At 63.0% G+C, this 20,136-nt stretch carries 21 protein-coding genes; 11 read left to right on the plus strand and 10 right to left on the minus strand.

The window, feature by feature from the left end; all coding sequences use genetic code 11:
- From cyoB to ACE3UG_RS06155, 3 genes are all read right to left on the minus strand, one after another.
- Positions 1 to 1,980: a cytochrome o ubiquinol oxidase subunit I gene (gene cyoB, locus ACE3UG_RS06145; protein WP_374621522.1), complete on the minus strand. Its 1,980-nt coding sequence runs from the start codon at positions 1,978 to 1,980 to the stop codon at positions 1 to 3.
- Between the two features lie 15 nt (positions 1,981 to 1,995).
- Positions 1,996 to 3,057, minus strand: coding sequence for a ubiquinol oxidase subunit II (gene cyoA / locus ACE3UG_RS06150; RefSeq protein ID WP_374621082.1), 1,062 nt, complete (start codon positions 3,055 to 3,057; stop codon positions 1,996 to 1,998).
- 511 nt (positions 3,058 to 3,568) lie between these two features.
- Positions 3,569 to 4,198 (minus strand): LysE family translocator, encoded by a 630-nt coding sequence (locus ACE3UG_RS06155; protein WP_374621085.1) that lies wholly within the window; start codon positions 4,196 to 4,198, stop codon positions 3,569 to 3,571.
- Between the two features lie 267 nt (positions 4,199 to 4,465).
- Here ACE3UG_RS06155 and ACE3UG_RS06160 point away from each other — a divergent pair, with 267 nt between their 5' ends.
- Entirely contained in the window at positions 4,466 to 4,930 is a 465-nt protein-coding gene (locus ACE3UG_RS06160; protein WP_374621088.1) for an Lrp/AsnC family transcriptional regulator, read from the plus strand.
- Positions 4,931 to 5,100: 170 nt separating this feature from the next.
- Positions 5,101 to 6,591, plus strand: a complete 1,491-nt coding sequence (locus tag ACE3UG_RS06165; RefSeq protein WP_374621525.1) for a diguanylate cyclase domain-containing protein — start codon at positions 5,101 to 5,103, stop codon at positions 6,589 to 6,591.
- Positions 6,592 to 6,663: 72 nt separating this feature from the next.
- Here the strand turns inward: ACE3UG_RS06165 and ACE3UG_RS06170 are convergent, their stop codons facing one another.
- Positions 6,664 to 6,981: a YnfA family protein gene (locus ACE3UG_RS06170; protein WP_374621091.1), complete on the minus strand. Its 318-nt coding sequence runs from the start codon at positions 6,979 to 6,981 to the stop codon at positions 6,664 to 6,666.
- 103 nt (positions 6,982 to 7,084) lie between these two features.
- On the opposite strand from ACE3UG_RS06170, the gene ACE3UG_RS06175 reads away from it, so the two are divergent.
- The gene (locus ACE3UG_RS06175; protein WP_374621094.1) at positions 7,085 to 7,297 is read left to right on the plus strand and encodes a SlyX family protein; all 213 of its coding nucleotides are present in this window, start codon (positions 7,085 to 7,087) and stop codon (positions 7,295 to 7,297) included.
- A gap of 269 nt (positions 7,298 to 7,566) precedes the next feature.
- A complete protein-coding gene (locus tag ACE3UG_RS06180; protein ID WP_374621528.1) occupies positions 7,567 to 8,103 on the plus strand; it encodes a DUF1439 domain-containing protein in 537 nt (178 codons plus the stop codon).
- Positions 8,104 to 8,205: 102 nt separating this feature from the next.
- Here ACE3UG_RS06180 and ACE3UG_RS06185 read toward each other — a convergent pair whose 3' ends face one another.
- The 3 genes from ACE3UG_RS06185 to ACE3UG_RS06195 all read right to left on the minus strand — a co-directional run bounded on the left by ACE3UG_RS06185 (position 8,206) and on the right by ACE3UG_RS06195 (position 11,955).
- Positions 8,206 to 8,631, minus strand: a complete 426-nt coding sequence (locus ACE3UG_RS06185) for an organic hydroperoxide resistance protein (RefSeq protein WP_374621097.1) — start codon at positions 8,629 to 8,631, stop codon at positions 8,206 to 8,208.
- 254 nt (positions 8,632 to 8,885) lie between these two features.
- On the minus strand, positions 8,886 to 9,470 hold the full coding sequence (locus ACE3UG_RS06190) for a TetR/AcrR family transcriptional regulator (protein WP_374621100.1): 585 nt from the start codon (positions 9,468 to 9,470) through the stop codon (positions 8,886 to 8,888).
- Between the two features lie 193 nt (positions 9,471 to 9,663).
- A complete protein-coding gene (locus tag ACE3UG_RS06195; protein WP_374621103.1) occupies positions 9,664 to 11,955 on the minus strand; it encodes a TonB-dependent siderophore receptor in 2,292 nt (763 codons plus the stop codon).
- 354 nt (positions 11,956 to 12,309) lie between these two features.
- Here ACE3UG_RS06195 and ACE3UG_RS06200 point away from each other — a divergent pair, with 354 nt between their 5' ends.
- Complete coding sequence (locus tag ACE3UG_RS06200) at positions 12,310 to 12,789, plus strand: Lrp/AsnC family transcriptional regulator (protein ID WP_374621531.1); 480 nt, start codon at positions 12,310 to 12,312, stop codon at positions 12,787 to 12,789.
- Complete coding sequence (locus ACE3UG_RS06205; protein ID WP_374621106.1) at positions 12,782 to 13,738, plus strand: DMT family transporter; 957 nt, start codon at positions 12,782 to 12,784, stop codon at positions 13,736 to 13,738. Before ACE3UG_RS06200 ends, ACE3UG_RS06205 begins: the two co-directional genes overlap by 8 nt.
- Before the next feature lie 12 nt (positions 13,739 to 13,750).
- Here ACE3UG_RS06205 and ACE3UG_RS06210 read toward each other — a convergent pair whose 3' ends face one another.
- Positions 13,751 to 14,509 (minus strand): SDR family NAD(P)-dependent oxidoreductase, encoded by a 759-nt coding sequence (locus ACE3UG_RS06210; protein WP_374621109.1) that lies wholly within the window; start codon positions 14,507 to 14,509, stop codon positions 13,751 to 13,753.
- A 260-nt stretch (positions 14,510 to 14,769) separates the two neighbouring features.
- Here ACE3UG_RS06210 and ACE3UG_RS06215 point away from each other — a divergent pair, with 260 nt between their 5' ends.
- The gene (locus ACE3UG_RS06215; protein ID WP_374621113.1) at positions 14,770 to 15,675 is read left to right on the plus strand and encodes a LysR family transcriptional regulator; all 906 of its coding nucleotides are present in this window, start codon (positions 14,770 to 14,772) and stop codon (positions 15,673 to 15,675) included.
- Positions 15,676 to 15,743: 68 nt separating this feature from the next.
- On the opposite strand, the gene ACE3UG_RS06220 is transcribed toward ACE3UG_RS06215, so the two are convergent.
- Positions 15,744 to 16,394 carry a TetR/AcrR family transcriptional regulator gene (locus ACE3UG_RS06220; protein ID WP_374621116.1) on the minus strand — a complete coding sequence of 217 codons (651 nt, stop codon included), beginning with the start codon at positions 16,392 to 16,394 and terminating at the stop codon, positions 15,744 to 15,746.
- A 168-nt stretch (positions 16,395 to 16,562) separates the two neighbouring features.
- On the opposite strand from ACE3UG_RS06220, the gene ACE3UG_RS06225 reads away from it, so the two are divergent.
- From ACE3UG_RS06225 to ACE3UG_RS06240, 4 genes are all read left to right on the plus strand, one after another.
- Positions 16,563 to 16,982: a nuclear transport factor 2 family protein gene (locus ACE3UG_RS06225; protein ID WP_374621119.1), complete on the plus strand. Its 420-nt coding sequence runs from the start codon at positions 16,563 to 16,565 to the stop codon at positions 16,980 to 16,982.
- A gap of 58 nt (positions 16,983 to 17,040) precedes the next feature.
- Positions 17,041 to 17,469: a VOC family protein gene (locus tag ACE3UG_RS06230; RefSeq protein ID WP_374621121.1), complete on the plus strand. Its 429-nt coding sequence runs from the start codon at positions 17,041 to 17,043 to the stop codon at positions 17,467 to 17,469.
- Positions 17,470 to 17,560: 91 nt separating this feature from the next.
- Entirely contained in the window at positions 17,561 to 18,559 is a 999-nt protein-coding gene (locus ACE3UG_RS06235) for an ABC transporter ATP-binding protein (protein ID WP_374621124.1), read from the plus strand.
- 8 nt (positions 18,560 to 18,567) lie between these two features.
- Positions 18,568 to 19,329 carry an ABC transporter permease gene (locus ACE3UG_RS06240; RefSeq protein ID WP_374621127.1) on the plus strand — a complete coding sequence of 254 codons (762 nt, stop codon included), beginning with the start codon at positions 18,568 to 18,570 and terminating at the stop codon, positions 19,327 to 19,329.
- A 108-nt stretch (positions 19,330 to 19,437) separates the two neighbouring features.
- On the opposite strand, the gene ACE3UG_RS06245 is transcribed toward ACE3UG_RS06240, so the two are convergent.
- Positions 19,438 to 20,052: a glutathione S-transferase N-terminal domain-containing protein gene (locus ACE3UG_RS06245; protein WP_374621130.1), complete on the minus strand. Its 615-nt coding sequence runs from the start codon at positions 20,050 to 20,052 to the stop codon at positions 19,438 to 19,440.
- Between the last annotated feature and the right edge of the window lie 84 nt (positions 20,053 to 20,136).

Below are 20,136 nucleotides of genomic sequence, written 5' to 3' on the forward strand. Positions count from 1 at the left end.
TTAAGCCTTTGCTGCTGCGGCCAGTGCCTGATGGTGAGCCGATTCGATGGCCACCACTTCCGGCGACTGCACGTAGTAGTCGATCGAATCGTCGTTGCTGCGGCAGATGAACGTCACGATCATGCCGACGAAGCCGACGACGGCCAGCCACCAGATATGCCAGATGGCGGCAAAACCGAACACCAGCGAGAACGCACTGATGATGAAACCGGCGCCAGTGTTCTTGGGCATGTGAATCGGGGCGTAGCTCGTCTTCAGATCGCCCTTGATGCCGTGTTGCTTGCGATACGCCAGCTCGTCGACGTCATGCACGCGCGGTTCTTCGGCAAAGTTGTAGAACTGCGGCGGCGACGACGTCATCCACTCCAGCGTACGGCCATTCCAGGGATCGCCCGTGGTGTCGGCCAGCGCCTTGCGGTTCTTGATCGAGACCACCAGTTGCAGCACCTGAAAACCGATACCGGCGGCGATGAACAGCGCACCGATCAGCGCGGCGATCAGCCACGGCTGCCAATCCGGGTTGCTGTAGTGGTTCAGGCGACGGGTCATGCCCATCAGGCCCAGCACGTACAGCGGCATGAACGCGAGGTAGAAGCCGATCAGCCAGCACCAGAAGCTTGCCTTGCCCAGACGCTCGTCGAGCTTGAAGCCGAACGCCTTCGGGAACCAGTAGTTCATACCGGCGATGTAGCCGAACAGCACGCCGCCGATGATCACGTTGTGGAAGTGAGCAATCAGGAACAGCGAGTTGTGCAGCACGAAGTCTGCGCCCGGCACGGCCAGCAACACGCCCGTCATGCCACCGATCACGAACGTGACGATGAAGCCCAGCGTCCACAGTACCGGCACGGTCATCTGGACGCGGCCACGGTACATCGTGAACAGCCAGTTGAAGATCTTCACACCGGTCGGGATCGAGATGATCATCGTCGCGATACCGAAGAAGGCGTTCACGCTGGCGCCCGAGCCCATCGTGAAGAAGTGGTGCGCCCACACGAGGAACGACAGCACCATGATCGCGGCCGTGGCGTACACCATCGACTTGTAGCCGAACAGCTTCTTGCCCGAGAACGTCGAGATGATCTCCGAGAAGATACCGAACGCCGGCAAGATCAGGATGTACACCTCCGGGTGACCCCAGATCCAGATCAGGTTGATGTACATCATCGGGTTGCCGCCCAACTCATTCGTAAAGAAATGGAAGTCGAGATAGCGGTCCAGCGAGAGCAGCGCCAGGGTCACCGTGAGCACCGGGAACGCAGCGCACACCAGCACCATCGTGCACAGCGAGGTCCACGTGAAGATCGGCATCTTCATCAGGTTCATGCCCGGCGCACGCATCTTCAGAATCGTGACGACGAAGTTCACCCCGGTGAGCAACGTCCCCAGACCCGAAATCTGCAAGGCCCAGATGTAGTAATCGACCCCCACGCCCGGACTGTACTGAATGCCCGAGAGCGGCGGATAAGCCAGCCAGCCCGTACGAGCGAATTCACCCACGCCCAGCGACAGGTTCACCAGCGCGGCGCCGGCCACGAACAGCCAGAACGACAGCGTGTTCAGGAACGGGAACGCCACGTCGCGCGCGCCGATCTGCAGCGGCACCACGAGGTTCACCAGCCCCGTCATGAACGGCATCGCCACGAAGAAGATCATGATCACGCCGTGGGCGGTGAAGATCTGGTCGTAGTGCTCCGGCGGGAGAATGCCGGGCGAGTTGTGAGCGAGTGCCAACTGGGTGCGCATCATCATGGCGTCGGCAAAGCCGCGCAACAGCATGACGAGCGCGACGAGCACGTACATGACGCCGATCCGCTTGTGATCGACCGACGTGATCCACTCATTCCACAGGTACTTCCATTTGCCGAAGTAGGTGAGCAGCGCAAGGATGCCCAGTCCCCCCAGCACCATCATGCCGACCGCGCCGACGATGATCGGCTCATGGTACGGGATGGCTTCGAGCGTCAGTTTGCCAAACAGCGTTGACATGGTTGTTTACTCCTTATGCGCGTGGGCAGCCTTACCGGCGTGCATCGCGTGCGCGTCGGCGTCGTCCATGGCCATGGTCATCGACTGGCCGTTCTGCACGTTGGCCGCAGCGGCCGGCGCCGCCGTGGCGTCGGTGGCCGCGCCCTTCATTTCCGTCTTCATGTCCATGCCCTTCATTTCCATGGCGCCATGGTTCTCATGGCCTTCATGCTGCTGGGCCATGCCGGTTGCCATCGGGGCGTGCAGGATCGACTGGAACATGTTCGCGTCGACCGAGCTGTAATACGTGACCGGCGTGTTCTCGCTCATCGGCACCAGCGAAGCGTAGGTGTCCTTGTCGAGCACCTTCTTCGAATCGCGCACCTTGGCGACCCATTGCTGGAAGTCGTTGTCGGTCATCGCCAGCGTCTTGAAACGCATGCCCGAGAAGCCACCGCCGCTGTAGTTCGCCGAAATGCCGTCGTACGAACCGACGTGATTGGCGATCAAATGCAGCTTCGTCTCCATACCGGCCATCGAGTAGATCTGGCTACCCAATTGCGGAATGAAGAACGAATTCATGATCGATTCCGACGTGATCTTGAAATTCACCGGGGTATCGACCGGGACAGCCAACTCATTGATCGACGCAATGCCCTGTTCCGGGTAGATGAACAACCACTTGTAGTTCATCGACACCACTTCGACCGTGATCGGCTTCACGTCGCTTTGCAACGGCTTGTACGGATCGAGTTCGTGGGTGGAGACCCAGGTGATGCGCGCGAGAATCGCAATGATGATGATCGGCACGAGCCAGACCACGACCTCGATGGCCGTCGAGTGCGACCAGTTCGGCTCATAGCGCGCCGACTTGTTGCTCGCGCGATATTTCCACGCGAACCACAGCGTCATCAGGATGACCGGGATCACCACGATCAGCATCAGCCACGTGGCCGTGAGGATCAGGGACTTGTTCTCTACGCCGATCTGCCCCTTAGGGTCGAGCAGCGTCATGCCGCAGCCAGCCAAAAGCAGCGGCGAGCACAAGGCGAGGAGCCTAAACAATCGCGGGTTTCTGTGTTTCTTCATGTCACACGACAGGGTTGAGTTGGCCAGCGATCGGCACAACGGGGGCTTACCGGCCTGATGCAGGGTCGCAGGAGGTTGGCAAGGGTTAAGGTGAGACGGGAGCAGTCGTCGCGCCGATGTTGCACCGGCCGAACTACGACGACTGTGTCATCGAAAAGACGGTAACCGGGGCGGATTGCCGCCCGCAGACCTCAAGTCACTGTCCGACTTCTTGTCTTTTACTTCCATCACGGTCCGGCATTATGCCGAAGTTTAATTAGACCGGACATCGCGCAAAGGCCGGCGCGACAATGTGTCGCGCCGCCGCCGCGCGTACGCGCGTGACGTTTTCAAAGCAGATCGGTACCTTTTTGGCGGTAAACGCTGTGCAATGCAGCAATCCGGGAAGGTTCCTAGTTCACAAGAGGTGCGACGTTGTGTCGCACCTACAATTGCCGTGTCGCAACGAAATGCACCAAATGAGTGCGTCGAAGCGATACGCGGCAGGCCGGACGCATCGCACCGGGGCCGTTCAGTCGAGCGACAGGCGCACGGCAAATGCCATGAGCGCCGCCCCGAACGACCAGCGCTGGACTTTTTGCGCCAGCGGACGCGTGCGCAGCCAATGCGCGATACGCGCGGCGCCGACGACGAGCGTTACGTCGAAAATCGCGCCCACGATCAGCAGCAGCGTGCCCAGTTCGAGCATCTGTACCCAGACCGGCCCCGCCTCGGGGCGAACGAACTGCGGCAGCAGCACCGAACAGAACAGCAGCGCCTTCGGATTGAGCACGCTTGAGAGCACACCACGCCGCACCGCATGCGACAGGGGCGGCGCGGCATCGGTGGCTGGCGCGCTGGGCGCCACGCCAAACCCCGGGGAGCGCCAGATCTGAATGGCAACCCACGCCAGGTAGAGCGCGCCCGCGATGCGCACCGTCTCAAAGAGCCACGGCGCCGCACGGAGCAGTGCCGCCACGCCGCAAGCCGAGAGCGTGACATGCCCGGCGCGCGCCAGCGCCAATCCGCCCGCCGTGGCCAAGCCGTGTCGCACGCCGCGCGTCATGCTCGTCTGCATCACGAGCGCCATGTCCGGGCCCGGCAATGCGTAGACGACGATCAAAGCGCCAATGAAGACGGTGAGCAACTGCAGCGAAACCATGATTTACCCCTGACGGCCGAACTGGAAGGAAAGAGCATCATGATCACGCCATATCAAGAGCGATACATGGCGTTTTCCGCCTATTTTTGTGGACATTAGTGGCGTAATCCACCAACTTATATCGAGCCGCATCGAAATCCGTCAACATCACACCGCGTCTCGGTGCCAGACAGCCTAGTCCGGACAGATGAGGGCAACACTTTCCGGGCGCCGCAGATCGTGGTGGAATGCCATCTTTACAGCAGTTTTCGTAGCGGGATACTCACAATGAACGAACTCGACGCCACCGATCGGGCGATTCTCTCCATCGTCCAACGCGACGGCCGCATCTCCAACGCGCGGCTTGCCGAACGTGTGTCGCTCTCCGAAACGCCGTGTGCACGACGCCTGAAGCGACTCGAAGCCGAGGGCTACATCACCGGCTACCGGGCGGAGCTCTCGCATCGCGCGCTGGGGCTCGGCGTCACGGCATTCGTCCATGTGCGCTTTGCGGTCCATGACCGCGCGCTGTCCGAGCAGTTCGAGCGCGAAATCCGGGCCATCGAGCGCATCGTGTCGTGCCACAACATTTCCGGCAGTGCGGATTACCTGCTCGAGGTGGTCGCGACCGATCTCGACGATTACGGCACGTTCACGCGCGACGTGCTGCGCGCCCTGCCCGGCGTCTCGTCGATCGAGTCGATGCTCTCGCTGCGTGAAGTCAAACGCGATACGGGCGCGCCGTTGCTGTAATCCGACTCGCTGTGGCGTCTACCGCGTTTGCCCTTAAAATGACGGGCTGACCCGACCTTAGGTGCCTCATGCCGGACGCCACGCCTGTCGTACCCGCCCAACTGCCGTCATCGCCGTCATCGGCCGCCAGCAGCGCCAGTGCCGCGAACAGCACCAACGACGACGCCCTGATGTTCGACCTCGCGCCCGTGTCCCTCTGGCTCGAGGACTTCAGCGGCGTGAAGCAGTTGTTCGACGAATGGCGTGCGCAAGGGGTCACCGACCTGCGCGCCCACTTCAAGTCGGACCCGGCACACGTCTCGGCATGCTCCCGCCGCATCCGCGTCGTCAAGGTCAATCGCCGGACCCTGTCGATGTTCAACGCGCCGTCGCTCGACACGCTCGTGGCCAACCTGCCTCGCGTGTTCCGCGACGACATGCTCAAGACCCACATCGAAGAGCTGTGCCAACTGTGGGACGGCCGCACGCACTTCACGAGCAAGACCGTTAACTACTCGCTCGACGGCCGGCGTCTCGATGTGCTTCTGAACGGTGCGGTGCTGCCCGGGCATGAAGCGACGCTCGAACGCGTGCTGATCTCGCTCGAAGACGTGACCGAACTCGAACACGCACGCCAGCGCGTGACGATGGGCGAGGAATACGCGCGAGGACTGTTCGAATACTCGCCGGTCTCGCTGTGGGTCGAGGACTTCAGCGCCATCAAGCTGCTGCTCGACGATGCCCGCGCGCGCGGCATTACGGACTTTCGCACCTTCACCGACGTTCACCCCGAGTTTGTCGAACGCTGCATGAACGAGATCCATGTGCTCGACGTGAACCGTCACACGCTGGCGATGTTCATCGCAGCCGACAAGGCGACCCTGCTCTCGCGACTGCCCGAAGTCTTCCGCGACGACATGCGCCACAACTTCCGCGAGCAATTGATCGACCTCTGGGAGAACAAGCTCTTCCAGCAACGCGAGGTCATCAACTACGCCCTCGACGGCAACGAGATCAACGTCCATCTGCAATTTGCCGTGCTGCCCGGCCACGAGGCGCGCTGGGATCTCGTGCTCGTCGCGCTCACGGACATCACCGCCCGCAAGAAGGCCGAGTCCTACCTCGAATTCCTTGGCAAGCACGACGTGCTCACCAAGCTGCGCAACCGCTCGTTCTATGTCGACGAACTCAACCGGCTCGAGCGTAAGGGGCCCTATCCGGTCACGGTGATCGTGGCCGATCTGAATGGCCTGAAGCCGGTGAACGACCAACTCGGCCACGCGGCAGGCGACGCGCTGCTGCGGCGCGCTGGCGAGGTGCTGGGTAAAGCGGTCACGGCACCGCAGATTGCAGCACGCATCGGTGGTGACGAATTTGCGCTGCTGCTACCGTCCACCGACGCCACAGGGGGGGCGGCGATGATCGAGAGCATCCGTCAGCTCGTGGAGTTGAACAACTCGTTCTACCCAGGCACGCCGCTCTCGTTCTCGATGGGGATGGCCACGTGCGAAGCCGGCGAGCGACTTGAAGCGACGATCCAGCGCGCCGATTTGCTCATGTACGAGGAGAAGCGCAGTCACTACGCCAACGGCGTGAACGAGCGACGTGCGCTCGACAACATGGCGTCCGACCCGGGCGCGGCGAGCGGCGGGCGCGGCGGGCGCGGCGGAGCGCGCGCGTAGCCGGGCACGTAGCCGGGCACATAGCCGGGCACATAGTCGGGCGCGTGCAGCCGGTCGCATAGCCGGTCGCGCCTAGCGTGGCTGAAATGCGATGAGGCTCATGCCCGCGAGCGCGACGGCCACGCCGGCCATGTCCCACGACGTTGGACGCACGCCGTCGACGAGCCACAGCCACGCGATCGCCACACAGATATAGACGCCGCCGTACGCCGCATAAACGCGGCCCGCCGCCGACGGATGCAGGCTGAGCAGCCACGCAAACAACGCAAGCGAAACCGCGCCGGGCACGAGCAGCCATGCGCTACGTGCTTGCCTGAGCCACAACCAGGGCAAGTAGCAACCGACGATTTCCGCCACCGCAGTGACGACATAGAGCAGAAAAATTTTCATCGGGCAATTATGCCTCGGCGCGAAACGGCGGCGTCACGCGGCGTGCGGCCTGGCGCCACAAAGCGCCGGGTGGCCTACAATACTGCGTTCACCGGAGAAGCGCATGGAATCGTTGGAAGCACGCGTCGTCGAACTCGAAGTCAAGGCGGCGTTTCATGAAGATCTGCTCGAGACCCTCAACGACGTCGTCACGCGTCAGGCGCAGCAAATCGACATGATGGAAAAGCAAATCAAGGCGCTGTACGAGCAGATGCAGTCGCAGGGCCAGGGCGGCAACGATGGCAACCCTCGCCACGAAATCCCGCCGCACTATTGAGCCGTCGCGCCCGTGTGGGCGCGGCACAACGGTGGCCGGGCGATCGCTCGCGGCGTGCGTCTGCATCGACATTGCATTCAGAACGATTCCACGCCACCCCGGTCACATGATCATCGACGATTGACGCATGGCCTCGCCGTGCCCGTCCTCTGGACCTTCGAAACATGACCGCTCGCCACCCGCCCCGCTGCCGTCCTGGCAATCGCACCGCCCCGCTCGATTGCGCCGCGATCTCGCGCCGCGATGCACTGCGGCTCGCCGCCGCAGGCATGCTCGGCCTGACGCTCGCCCCGCTCATGCGCCCGGCGCATGCCGCGTACAACATCTGGACCGGCGAGTACACCATGACCCGCCAGGACATAGAATCCGCCGTCGACAAGCGCTTTCCGACGACGCTCAACTACGGCCAGCTCCTGTCCGTCGAGTTGACGCACCCGCAAATCGGCTTCGATCCGCAGGCCAATCGCGTCACCACGCAGATCGATGCGCGGTTGCAGAACGTGTTGCTGCAAGGCCAGCCGCTGGCCGGTGTACTGGCGATATCGAGTGCGCTGAAATACGACCCGCTCAAACGTGCCGTGCTGCTCGACAATCCAAGCGTCGAGCGGGTGGATGTGAATGGCATGCCCCCCGCCTACGGTCAGCAATTGACGGCGATCGGCAGCTCGGTTGCCCAGCAGTTGCTCAACCAGTACCCGATCTACACATTCAAACCCGAGCAATTGCGATACGGCGGACGTGACGTCGAGCCGGGTGCGATCACCGTGCTGCCCGACGGCATCAAGGTCGAAGTGAAGACGATGTGAGCGGTGCCACGCAGCACAGCACCCAATGCAAAGGGCAGCCCTTGGGCTGCCCTTGTCTTATCCGGCGGGTTTCGCCGGCGAGCTGCGACGCACTCGACGCACTCAGACGACCGTGAGCGTCACGTCGATGTTACCGCGCGTGGCGTTCGAGTACGGGCACACGATGTGCGCCTTCTGCACGAGCGCTTCGACCGTGGCACGATTCACCCCCGGCACGCTGATCTTCAATTCGGCCTGAATGCCGAAGCCCGTCGGGATCTGGCCGATGCCGACGCTGCCGTCGATCTTCGTATCGGCGGGCAGGGTAACCTTTTCCTTGCCGGCGACGAACTTCAACGCGCCCAGGAAGCAAGCCGAGTAACCGGCGGCGAACAATTGCTCCGGGTTCGTACCACCGACGCCTGCGCCGCCCATTTCCTTGGGAACGACCAACTTGACGTCGAGCACGCCGTCCGAAGAGACGGCGCGGCCGTCACGGCCTCCGGTCGCGGTGGCATGGGCGGTGTACAGCACTTTTTCGATCGACATGACAAACTCCTGGTAAGTAGAGAATTTCACTTCCAAACTTCGACCGGCCCGGCGCGCCACGATGGCGTTGCTCTTTGACCGGACGATCAACCTGACGTACTCAATCTGACGTACTCAATCTGACATCCCTGCGTCGCCGGCATGACGCGACGCCAGCCGTGCGTGGTGTTCCCGTGCCGGGCTCGGGCGACCTGGCGCAGACCGGCAGACCGGCAGCCGCTGCCATTGGCCTGGCTCGCCTGCGCCAGAACGGCTCAGCCGACGCGACAAACGGACGCGACCACCTCTTCCAAGCGCGAGGGCGCCCGGAACAGCCGCGACGCCAACACACTGCCCTGAAACCCCGCGAACAGCGCGCGAGCGCTCACCTCGGGCGAAGACGAGAGCGTCAGCGAACGGTCTGCCACGCCTTGCGCCAACACCCTTGCCAACCACGCTTCGTGATACGCGAAGAAACGCTGCACCGCTTCGCGAACCGTCTCGGGCAACGTCTCGATGTCGGCGGCCAGCATGCCGCACAGGCAAATCCGATGACCGTCGGCCACGATCCGCCCGAACCCTCGTGCATACAGCGCCAGCTTCTGCGCCGGCGGCAGCGCCTCGGCAATGCCGGCCAGCCCTTCGCCGATCAACGCGTCGTACGCCTTGATCGCTTCGAGCACCAGGTCTTCCTTGGCCGGAAAGTAATAGTGGATGCTCGACGTCTTCACGCCGACCCGCTCGGCTAAATCCCGGTAACTGAAGCCGTTATAGCCGCGCGTCATCAAAAACATCTGCGCCTGTTCGAGCAGTTGTTCCCTGACGGTCGGTGCAGCCGGCGATGTCGTTGTGCGGTTCATGAAATGCAGTCTATCTACTGATAGATAGATAATCAAGGCCTTTCATTGAACCGATCGATTGATATTTCCAATGAGGCGCATAGCCACGACGTGGCAAAGCGGTCATCGCGCGCGGCGGGTCAAAGCGAAACAGCGGATCTTGCGAGCCGCTGTCAACATCATGTGGCACGAATCGCCCAAGGCTGGACGGCGCTCAGAAGTCGATCTTCGCGTTCAGACTGACCATACGCGGATCGGCCGGCTTGATGTAGTTGTCGTACTGATACGCCCAGTACTTGCGATTCGTCAGGTTGCTCACGGCGGCGCGCAGCGTCACATCCTTGCCAGCGACGCGCGTACGGTACGTCGCCCCCAGGTTGATCAATGTATAGCCAGAGACGGTCAGCGAGTTCTGCGGATTGAGCGACGTGCGGCCGTTGTAGCGAATGTCGCCCCCGACGGAGAGTCCCGGCACGTACGGCACCTTGTACTCGATGTTGCCAGAGAGGACGAAGCGCGGGGCACCGCCCACCCGGTTGCCGTCGAACCCGTTCGTGCGGGCGTACCAGCTATCGAGCGCCATCGCGCTCGCGCCGAGCGTCCACTGCGGCCCCAGCTTGACCGAGCCCGCCAGTTCGATCCCCTGATAGATCGATTGACCGTCCGACACGCGTGCGTTGGCGCTGTTCGTGTACACCGCACCGCGCTCGATGCGAAAGAGCGCCGCGGTCGTACTCCAGGTCGCCTGCTCCGTCTTCACACCGACTTCATACTGACGGCTCTTGAACGGATTGAGTACCGCCCCCGCGTTGGCGTAGGTCGAGCCCACGACCTCGCCCGCCTCCAGCGCTTCCACATAGCTCGCGTAGGCCGTTGTATTCGCTGCGAGCCTGTACATGAGCGCGAGCGTCGGCGTAAACACGCCGTTCGTCGAGTAAGTCGACACGCCTTGTGCGTTCGTCTGATCGTAGTTCGTGAAGCGTACGCCGCCGAGTATCGACAGGCGGTCCGTGATCTGCACCGTGTCCGAGGCGAACACTGAGCGTTGTTCGATCGCACTGGCGCGCTGCGCCTTCAGCGCGGTGCCATCGCCGAAGAATTGGTACGACGTGCCCTGATATAGATTGCCCGAGTACGTCGAAAAGGAAACGTTCGGGTTGGCGGTGACGGGGCTGTACAGATACGTGTAATCGTTTGTCTGATACTGCGACGCGTAGCCGAACGTCAGCCGATGGGTGAGCGGCCCGGTGCGGACCTTGCCTTCGGCCGTCACCTGCCACGCATGGAACGTGTTGATCTCGTCGCCCAGATCGTTCAGGCCACGGAAGTCGCCCGCGCCGTTGAGCAAGTAAAGTGTGGCTTCGTTGCGCTCGCGCGTCGACTTGTTGTAGGCGAAGTTGGCCGAGACCTTCCAGTCCGGATTCACCTGATATTGCAGACCGGTCGTATAGAACTGCGTGATCGTATTCAGATGCGTTGCCTGCGTCTGAAGATTCGCACTCGACACGTTGATCGGGCCTGGCAACTGATTGCCCTGGAAATAGGCCGTCGAGAGCGAGGGCGTCGTGCCCGTCGCGCGACGATCCTGATACATCGCCCCGAAGTTCCACGTGAGGTCGGGCGTAATGCGCGCATCGAGGGCGACCGACACCGTATCGCGATTCAGATTGCCGTCGGAGTAGGTACGGCCCTCCTCGTGCGTATAGTTCAGACGAGCGCCGAACATGCCGTTCGGCCCGCCACGCCCGCCCAGATCAACGTGTTCGCGCCAGATGCCATCCGAATGAAAGCCCACGTCCACGCTGGCGATGCGCTCGTCCGTCGGCTTCTTCGTCACGTAGTTGACCACACCCCCCGGCGCGACGAAGCCATACATGAAACCGGACAGCCCCTTGAGCAGTTCCACGCGATCGAACTGCTCGTACGGCATCGTCACGCCATAGGTCATTACGGGCATGCCGTCGAGCTTGAAGCCGGATTGCCAGTCGATCGGCATACCGCGCACGTAGATGTAGCCAGCCCAGGCGTCGAAGGCATTGCTGCCGTCGGTCACGGCGGCGTCGGTCGAGAACACGTCGCCGAGCTTGGCTGGTTGGCGCTGTTCGAGCTGCGCCTGGCTCACCACCGTCGTCGAAAACGGCGTATCGAGCTGGCTGCGTGAGCCGAGCGCACCGGATTGCACCGGCTGGCGCAGGTTCTGCGGCGTTTCGCGCAGGGCCGAGCTGGTGACCGTCGTGGCCTTGAGCGTTGCCCGCGCGACGTCATTGGCCGTCGTCACGTCGGAGGACGCGCTGGACGCAGAGGACGAAGCCTCCGAAGCCGACTCCGAAGCCAACGATTGGGCGACGGCCGGCGTGACGGCAAAGGCCAAGAAGGTAGCCACCGCTAGCGGCGCGAGGGGACGGCGGGGAGCGACGACATTTCGCGCAGCGGTGCGGCCGGCCGCCCGCGAGGCATGATGGGCATGATGGAGGTGATGAATGTGATGGACGCGAGCGAAGGACATGCTTGAAATCCCGAGTGACTGTTATGAATTATTTATTGTTAATGAGAATTATTAACATTCTCATTAACGATTCGGGATATTAACAAACCCCCGCGTAGCGTCAACGATTGTTGACGGTACGTGAGAACGACGCGACAGAATTACAACATTTCGCGCCCTTACAGGAAGGCGACTGAAGAAGCGGATGGCGGCGAATGCCTCCGTTGAATGCCCGAAGCGACGCTGGTTTCGGCACACCACCACGACGAGCGCATCGGAACCGGCGTCAAATACGCTAGTATTGCGGCACTGTCGCCGACCGAGCGGCTAACCGACTGGAACGCCCGCCCTCATCCGGGGCACGCGCAATGTGGTATGGATCTCGACGCCATTGATTTGAAGATTTTGCGGGAACTGCAAACCGACGCCCGCCTCACCAACGTAGAACTCGCTTCGCGTGTGAACCTTTCACCGTCGCCGTGTCTGGCACGTGTCAAGGCGCTCGAGGCCGCAGGCTACATCCGCCAACGCGTCACGCTGCTGGACCCGTCCCGCCTCGGGTTGCATATCAACGTCTTCATCCACGTGACGCTCGAGAATCAGAACCGTGATGGCCTCGATGCCTTCGAAGCCGCCGTCACCGCGTTGCCGAACGTCATGGAGTGTTACCTGATGTCGGGCGACGCCGACTACCTGCTGCGCGTCATGGTCAGCGACATGAGCGCGTACGAAACACTGATCACCGATCGTCTGTCGCGCATCCCGGGCATCCGCAACATCCGATCGAGCTTTGCGCTCAAACAGGTCATGTACACCACGGCAGTCCCGGTGCCCGACGCCTGCGGCGATGCCTGAGGCAGCGGCCAGCGGCAAACCGGCCCGTTCCGAGCTCACCCTGCCGCCGCGCGGCGGGGCCAGCCAGCAGATCGCCCTGCACGTCGCGGCCATGCTTTTCGGCGCCTCGGCGCTGTTCGGTGAGCACATCGCCGCGAGCAGCACGCTGATCGTCTTCGGCCGTGGCCTCTTCTCCTGGCTTGCCCTGAGTGTCATTGCCCTCGCAGGTCTGGCGGGCATGCGCAGTGCCTCGCGGCTCGCGGGCGGCGCGCCATGGCGAGGCCTCTCGCCCGCGTCGGCGTTGCGACTCATCCTCGCAGGCGCGCTGCTCGCCGTACACTGGCTCGCGTTCTTTCTGGCCATCAAAGCGGGCGGGGTGGCCGTCGGCACCCTCGGCTTCGCGTGCTTCCCCGCCTTCGTCATCCTGCTCGAGTGGCCCTTGCGCCGGGAACGTCCCACATGGGGCGACGCCGGAGTCATCGCGCTCGTGTGCATCGGACTGGCGCTGGTGACCCCTGCGTTCGACTGGCGGGCAGAGGCGAGCGTCGGCCTCGCCTGGGGGGTGCTCTCCGGGGCCATCTACGCCGTGATCGCGCTGTCCAACCGGGTGCTGGGCGCACAGGCGTCGCCGTTGCAGGCCAGTTGGTGGCAATGCCTCGGCATTGTGCTCGGGCTCGCGCCGTTCGCCTGGCGCGAAGCCCTCACGCTGCCCGCCACGCAATGGGGATGGCTTGCGTGCCTCGGTGTCGTGTGCACCGCCCTCGCCTATACGCTCTTCATCCACGCGCTGCGCACCGTCAAGGCCAGCCGGGCGGCCGTGGTGATCGCCCTCGAACCCGTCTACGCGATTGCATTCGCGTGGGTGCTGTTCGGCACGTCGCCCACGCTCAGGATGGCCGTGGGCGGTGTGTGCATCGTCGGGGCCGTCGCCTGGTCCGGCGCAATGCGCTCACGGCGCAGCCCCGCGTGACGCCGGCCTGCCTCAGACGAACATGCCGCCCGACGCCTCGATGCGCTGGGCATTGATCCAGCCCATCTCGTCGGACAGCAGCGCCGCCACCATGCCGCCGATATCGTCGGCCTCGCCCACGCGGCCCAGCGCCGTATTGTCTGCGATCATCCGACCGACGGCCTGATTGTCACGGACCGTGCCCCCATTGAAGTCCGTCGCGATGGCGCCCGGCGCGATCGTGTTGGCCCGAATGCCGCGCACCCCCAATTCCGTCGCCAGATAGCGCGAGAACACCTCGATTCCCCCCTTCATCATGGCGTAGGCCGACGCACCCGGCAGCGAAAAGCGTGCGAGACCGCTCGAGACATTCAGAATGCGTCCGCCGTCTGCGATCAGCGGCAGCAAGGCCTGCGTCAGGAAATACGGTCCCTTCAGATGCAGGCGCACCAGTTCGTCGAACTGCGCCTCGGTCGTCTCGGCAAATGCCGAATGCAAACCGGTTCCGGCGTTGTTGACGAGAAAGTCGAACGTGTCGCGCTGCCAGACGTCGGCCAACACGCGCTTGATCTCCGCTGCGAACGGGCCGAACTGCGACGATTCCGAAACATCGAGCGGCAAGGCCACGGCCTTCGCCCCCAGCGTGACGATCTCGGCCACAACCGCATCGGCTTGCGTGCGCTGACTGCGATAAGTGAGGATCACGTCGATACCGCGACGCGCTGCGGCGAGCGCCGACGCGCGACCCAGGCCGCGGCTGCCACCGGTGATGAGAACGATCTTGCGAGTCATGGTGTTTCTCCTGAATGCATTGGGCAATGCCCACTGGCAGCGCCCCGTTGAACAATGTCGGCGCCCCCACTGGCCGCCCTGCCCCGCACCTGTCTGCGCTTGCCCACACACCGGTCGTCGTCGGTGGCGGGCGGCGCGCTTCACATGCGGCGGTATGTTCAACATGCTATTGCAACGATTTCCACCAATAAACCCGCAGAATTTGATTACACTAATCAAATTCGGTTAACAATTGGAAGCCCAACCGGCCTTCTCTCGCCATGCATCAGCTCGACGCCATGCGCGTTTTCGTCCGGGTGACGGAGACCGGCAGTTTCACGCAGGCCGCAGACAGTCTTGGTCTGCCTCGCGCCAGTGTCTCCAACGCGATCAAGCAATTGGAGACCCAACTGGGCACACGTCTGCTGCATCGGACCACGCGGCGCGTGCAACTCACGCAGGATGGGCAGGCCTGCGTCGAGCGATGCAAGGACCTGCTCGCCGACATGGAAGAGTGGGAAACGATGTTCGTCGCGCGTGACGAAGCGCTCACGGGCCGCCTCCGGGTCGATCTGCCTGCCACGCTTGCGCGCACGACGGTCATTCCGCAATTGCCGGCGTTTCTGGCGCAACACCCGGCGCTGCGCGTGGAACTGTCGAGTACCGACCGGCGCGTCGATCTCGTGCGAGAAGGGTTTGACTGCGTGCTGCGGGTGGGCGCCATCGCCGATTCCACGTTGATTGCCCGACCGCTCGGCCACATGCGGCAGATCAACGTCGCGAGTCCGGCCTACCTCAAACGCTACGGTGTGCCACGCACCCTTGAAGATCTGCACGCACATCGATTGATCCACTACACCACAACACTTGGCACGCGCGCGGGCGGCTGGGAATACTTCGATGGCGAACGCTATACACAGTGGCCGATGGAAGGTGTGCTGACCGTGAACAATGCCGACGCGTATCAGGCGGCGTGCATCGCAGGACTCGGACTGATTCAGGCCCCCGAGAGCGGCCTGCAAGCGCAATTGGCCGACGGCACGCTGCAAGCGGTGCTGCCGGCGTATCAGGCCGAACCATTGGCGGTGACGCTGCTCTATGCGAACCGGCGTCACCTGCCCCGGCGCGCACAAGCGTTCATGAACTGGCTCGCCGAGGTGCTGGCGCCTCGGTTGACGAAAATTTAACAACGCCGCACACGCCCTGCCCGCACGCGGCACCACGCTCGGCATCCGAACGCAGGCGGCCCCCTGCGCTATAGGCCCTGCTCGACCATCGCCACGAGGCGCTGCCCCAAGCCGTCCACCTGATCGTCGGGCAAATTGCGCAGCGGGCCGTCGATGACAAGCACCGCCAACCCGTGCACGGCCGCCCACGCGAGATACTCCGCACCGGGACGCTGCGCCGCGTCGACGATGCCCGTCGTGACCATGGCGTCGAGCGCGGCCCCCAGCAACTCGAACGGATTCAGACCGCTCGCGCCCGCCTTCGCCGGATCGGCCGCAGTGCGCACATTCTCCGACGGAGAAAACGCCGTACGAAACAGCCCTGGCTGCGCACGGGCGAAATGCAGATAGCCGAGACCGACTGCACGCAAGCCGGCACGGGCGCGCGCGACGGCATCGAGGGTGGACGTCGCGAGCGCTGCCGACGCATGTTCGATGGCCAACGCCAACTCGGCCAATGCGGCCGAGCGCACCGCGTCAAGCAAATCCTGACGGTTCGCGAAGTGACGATACGCCGCATTGGGAACGACTCCCGCACGGCGCGTCGCCTCGCGCAGGACCACCGCATCCGGGCCGCCGTCACGCGCCAGTGCGATCCCCGCTTCCAGCAGCGCCCGGCGCAGGTCGCCATGCCGATAGGTCGTGCGCGACGGCCCGGTCGTTGTCTCTTGCTCTGTCATTGCAACTCCTTGTGGACAGTGTCCATTATGTCTGTTATTGTTTGTGTACACCGTCCACAAATGCAGTTCGTCATACCTCATGGGTGGCGCGGCGGGAATGGATGCGAATGGGTTCGCGGTTGCCGTTCGCCCCCACTCGCTGTCATACGTTTTGCGTCAGGAGGCAGCATGGTTGAGACGTATCCTGCACACAGCGACGCGTTCGCGATTCGTGCAATCCATACGGCATGGCTCGACGCCGTGCGCAACAAGACGGTGGGTACGCTGATCGAGCATTACGACCCGGATGTCGTAGTATTCGACGTAATGCCACCGACAGAGCATCGCGGTACCGAGGCGTACCGCCGTTTGCTCGAGGGTTGGTTCGGCCACACGCTCGGGCCGATCCATTTCGAAGTCACCCAGTGGCATCTCGTGCACGCCGGCGACCTGGCGTTCAGCCACAGCGTGAATGTTGTTCGCAACACCGGCCCGGACGGCCAGACGCACGGCGCCACCGTGCGGGCAACCGTAGGCTATCGCAAGACGAAAGGCCGCTGGCGCGTGGTCCACGAACACGCATCGGTGCCCATGTCGTTTGTCCCATAACACCCCGTTGCCGGGGCGTCGCAATGCCCCCCTTTTTTGACATCATGAGGAGCGTTCAATGCAAGTCCATTCCTATTTGTTTTTCGAAGGCCGTTGTGAAGAAGCGATGGCGTTCTACGAGAAGACGCTGGGCGCCAAGCGCGGCATGCTGATGCGTTACGGCGAAAGCCCGGAAAGCTGCCCGGAAGGCATGATCCCCCCGGGAAGCGAGAACAAGATCATGCATGCCGAGTTCACGATCGGGGACACGATGGTGATGGCCTCGGACGGCATGGTAAGCGGCAAGCCCAAGTTCGACGGCTTCTCGCTGTCGGTCGACTTTTCAGACGTGGCGGCGGCCGAAAAAGCCTTCCATGCACTCGCGGACGGCGGCGAAGTCGGCATGAAGCTCGACGAAACCTTCTACGCGAAGATTTTCGGCATGGTCAAGGACCGCTTCGGCATGAACTGGATGGTGATCGTGCCGAAGGAAATGCCGAAGGTCTAAGGGAAGGCCCAAGGCCTCGGAACGTGCCGGGCGCTCGCCCGGCCGCTCGCTTGGCCATTGCAGGCGGACTTCGGGGCTGACGGCGGCCCCGATGCCCGCCTGTCTTGCATGCGCATTTCGTACCCAACAAGTTCTGCACGCCTGTGCTATCGTCGCCGCCATGCCATCCGTAATCTCAATCCAGAATCTGTCGAAGACGTACGCGACGGGTTTCCAGGCGCTCAAGAACATCAATCTGGAAATCCAGCGCGGCGAGATCTTCGCCCTGCTCGGCCCTAACGGCGCCGGCAAAACGACCCTCATCAGCACCATTTGCGGCATCGTGCGTCCGACCTCGGGCACGGTCACCGTCGACGGTCACGATATCGTCACGGACTACCGTGCCGCGCGTGCCGCCATTGGCCTGGTCCCGCAGGAGCTGACCACCGACTCGTTCGAGTCGGTGTGGGCCACCGTCTCCTTCTCGCGAGGCCTGTTCGGCAAGCCTGCGAATCCGGCGCACATCGAAAAGGTGCTGCGCTCGCTTTCCCTATGGGAAAAGAAGGACAGTCGCATCATGCAGCTCTCGGGCGGCATGAAGCGACGTGTGCTGATTGCCAAGGCGCTCTCGCACGAGCCCCGCGTGCTGTTCCTCGACGAGCCCACCGCCGGTGTGGACGTCGAACTTCGCCGCGACATGTGGCGTCTCGTGCAATCGCTGCGCGAGACCGGCGTGACCGTGATTCTCACGACGCACTACATCGAAGAAGCCGAGGAAATGGCCGACCGCGTGGGCATCATCACTGGCGGTCAGATCACGCTCGTGCAGGAGAAGACCGAGCTGATGCGGCACATGGGCAGCAAGCAACTCACGCTGCAACTGACCGAGCCGCTGTCGGCCGTTCCCGAGGCGCTCGCGGGCTACGGCCTCGCGCTCGGCAGCAACGGTAGCGAACTCGTCTTCACCTACGACGCCACCATCGAGCACACGTCCATCGCCACCCTGCTGCGCGACCTGGAACGCGCCGGCATCTCGGTGAAGGACCTGCACACGACGCAAAGCTCGCTCGAAGACATCTTCGTCTCGCTCGTGCACAAAAAAGAAGGATGAGCCGCGCCATGAATTTCTACGCCGTCAGGGCGATCTACAACTTCGAGATGGCCCGCACGCGGCGCACGCTGATGCAGAGCATCATCTCGCCCGTCATCTCAACGTCGCTGTACTTTGTGGTGTTCGGCGCGGCCATCGGTTCGCGCATTCCCGAGATCGATGGCGTGCCTTACGGTGCGTTCATCGTGCCGGGCCTCATCATGCTCTCGCTGCTCACGCAGAGCGTGACGAACGCCTCGTTCGGCATCTATTTCCCACGCTTCACCGGAACGATCTACGAGTTGCTTTCGGCGCCCGTGTCCTATTTGGAGATCGTGGTCGCCTATGTCGGTGCGGCGGCGACCAAGTCGATCGTGCTCGGCGTGATCATGCTTGGCACGGCCGCGCTGTTCGTGCCGCTGCGCATCGAGCATCCGATATGGATGGTGCTGTTTCTGGTGCTCACCGCGGTGACATTCAGCCTGCTCGGCTTCATCATCGGCATCTGGGCCGACGGCTTCGAGAAACTGCAAGTCGTGCCGCTGCTCATCATCACGCCGCTCACGTTTCTCGGCGGCAGCTTCTACTCGACGCACATTCTGCCGCCGTTCTGGCGCACGGTCACGCTGTTCAATCCGGTCGTGTATCTCATCAGCGGCTTTCGCTGGAGCTTCTACGGATTGGCAGACGTGAGCGTTGGGGTGAGTCTGGGCATGACGCTCGTGTTCCTTGCCGTATTCCTCGCCATCGTCGCCTGGATGTTCAAGACCGGTTACCGCCTCAAGAACTGATGTCCCTTGGCCGGACGGCGACCCGTCCGGCATCGCGCTTCTGCCTGCCGTGCCTGCCGTGCCTGCCGTGCCTGCCGTGCCTGCCGTGCCTGCCGTGCCTGCCGTGCCTCAGGTCGGCGGCGTCTCGCGAAAGGCGGGCAGCGCTTCCGCCTGCGCAGAGAAGCTGGCAATTTGCGGAAACTGGGTGCTGAAGTCGAACTCCGGCAACAGCAGTTGATGGAACCGCCAGGCCACGGCAATCGTCACGCCGTGCTCGCCGATCCGGTCCGGCGTCGCCGGAATGGGCGCGTGCGCCAACTCAAGCTCCAAGGCGTGAAACGCCGCTTGCACCTGCTTGCGCACGCGTTCCGTCCATGGGGCGTGGCGCTTCTCGCTCGGACGCAGTTCGCGCTCATACACCAGTTGCACCGACTTGTCGCAGGCGGCCAGCGCCAGCCCGGTGAGACGCAATGCCCGCAAATGCTCGACGGGATCGACCGGCACGAGACGCTGCCCCGGATCGACCAGCGTCTCGAGGTATTGCAGGATGAGCGTGGAGTCCATGAGCACCGTGCCGTCGTCGGTCACGAGCGTGGGCGCCTTGACGACCGGATTGATCGCGGCGAACGCGTCATACGTGCTGAACACGGACAGCGAGCGATGTTCGTACGATAACCCCAGCAGCTTCAAACAGATCGCCGTGCGACGCACGTACGGAGAATCCAGCATGCCAATCAATTGCATTTTTCGCTCCTGAGGACGGCCACCGCCGCCGGTTCACATCATCGTTCGCTTGATGAAAAGCAGCGGGCGACGCCCGCACCCGCA

This window comes from Pandoraea sp., assembly GCF_041919235.1.
In the GTDB taxonomy this organism is placed as follows: domain Bacteria; phylum Pseudomonadota; class Gammaproteobacteria; order Burkholderiales; family Burkholderiaceae; genus Pandoraea.

Coding starts and splice junctions, on each gene's coding strand:
- cyoA (WP_374621082.1), bottom strand. CDS start 3,057: ATGAAGAAACACAGAAACCCGCGATTGTTTAGGCTCCTCGCCTTGTGC.
- ACE3UG_RS06155 (WP_374621085.1), bottom strand. CDS start 4,198: ATGGTTTCGCTGCAGTTGCTCACCGTCTTCATTGGCGCTTTGATCGTC.
- ACE3UG_RS06160 (WP_374621088.1), top strand. CDS start 4,466: ATGAACGAACTCGACGCCACCGATCGGGCGATTCTCTCCATCGTCCAA.
- ACE3UG_RS06165 (WP_374621525.1), top strand. CDS start 5,101: ATGTTCGACCTCGCGCCCGTGTCCCTCTGGCTCGAGGACTTCAGCGGC.
- ACE3UG_RS06170 (WP_374621091.1), bottom strand. CDS start 6,981: ATGAAAATTTTTCTGCTCTATGTCGTCACTGCGGTGGCGGAAATCGTC.
- ACE3UG_RS06175 (WP_374621094.1), top strand. CDS start 7,085: ATGGAATCGTTGGAAGCACGCGTCGTCGAACTCGAAGTCAAGGCGGCG.
- ACE3UG_RS06180 (WP_374621528.1), top strand. CDS start 7,567: ATGCTCGGCCTGACGCTCGCCCCGCTCATGCGCCCGGCGCATGCCGCG.
- ACE3UG_RS06185 (WP_374621097.1), bottom strand. CDS start 8,631: ATGTCGATCGAAAAAGTGCTGTACACCGCCCATGCCACCGCGACCGGA.
- ACE3UG_RS06190 (WP_374621100.1), bottom strand. CDS start 9,470: ATGAACCGCACAACGACATCGCCGGCTGCACCGACCGTCAGGGAACAA.
- ACE3UG_RS06195 (WP_374621103.1), bottom strand. CDS start 11,955: ATGTCCTTCGCTCGCGTCCATCACATTCATCACCTCCATCATGCCCAT.
- ACE3UG_RS06200 (WP_374621531.1), top strand. CDS start 12,310: ATGGATCTCGACGCCATTGATTTGAAGATTTTGCGGGAACTGCAAACC.
- ACE3UG_RS06205 (WP_374621106.1), top strand. CDS start 12,782: ATGCCTGAGGCAGCGGCCAGCGGCAAACCGGCCCGTTCCGAGCTCACC.
- ACE3UG_RS06210 (WP_374621109.1), bottom strand. CDS start 14,509: ATGACTCGCAAGATCGTTCTCATCACCGGTGGCAGCCGCGGCCTGGGT.
- ACE3UG_RS06215 (WP_374621113.1), top strand. CDS start 14,770: ATGCATCAGCTCGACGCCATGCGCGTTTTCGTCCGGGTGACGGAGACC.
- ACE3UG_RS06220 (WP_374621116.1), bottom strand. CDS start 16,394: ATGACAGAGCAAGAGACAACGACCGGGCCGTCGCGCACGACCTATCGG.
- ACE3UG_RS06225 (WP_374621119.1), top strand. CDS start 16,563: ATGGTTGAGACGTATCCTGCACACAGCGACGCGTTCGCGATTCGTGCA.
- ACE3UG_RS06230 (WP_374621121.1), top strand. CDS start 17,041: ATGCAAGTCCATTCCTATTTGTTTTTCGAAGGCCGTTGTGAAGAAGCG.
- ACE3UG_RS06235 (WP_374621124.1), top strand. CDS start 17,561: ATGCCCGCCTGTCTTGCATGCGCATTTCGTACCCAACAAGTTCTGCAC.
- ACE3UG_RS06240 (WP_374621127.1), top strand. CDS start 18,568: ATGAATTTCTACGCCGTCAGGGCGATCTACAACTTCGAGATGGCCCGC.
- ACE3UG_RS06245 (WP_374621130.1), bottom strand. CDS start 20,052: ATGCAATTGATTGGCATGCTGGATTCTCCGTACGTGCGTCGCACGGCG.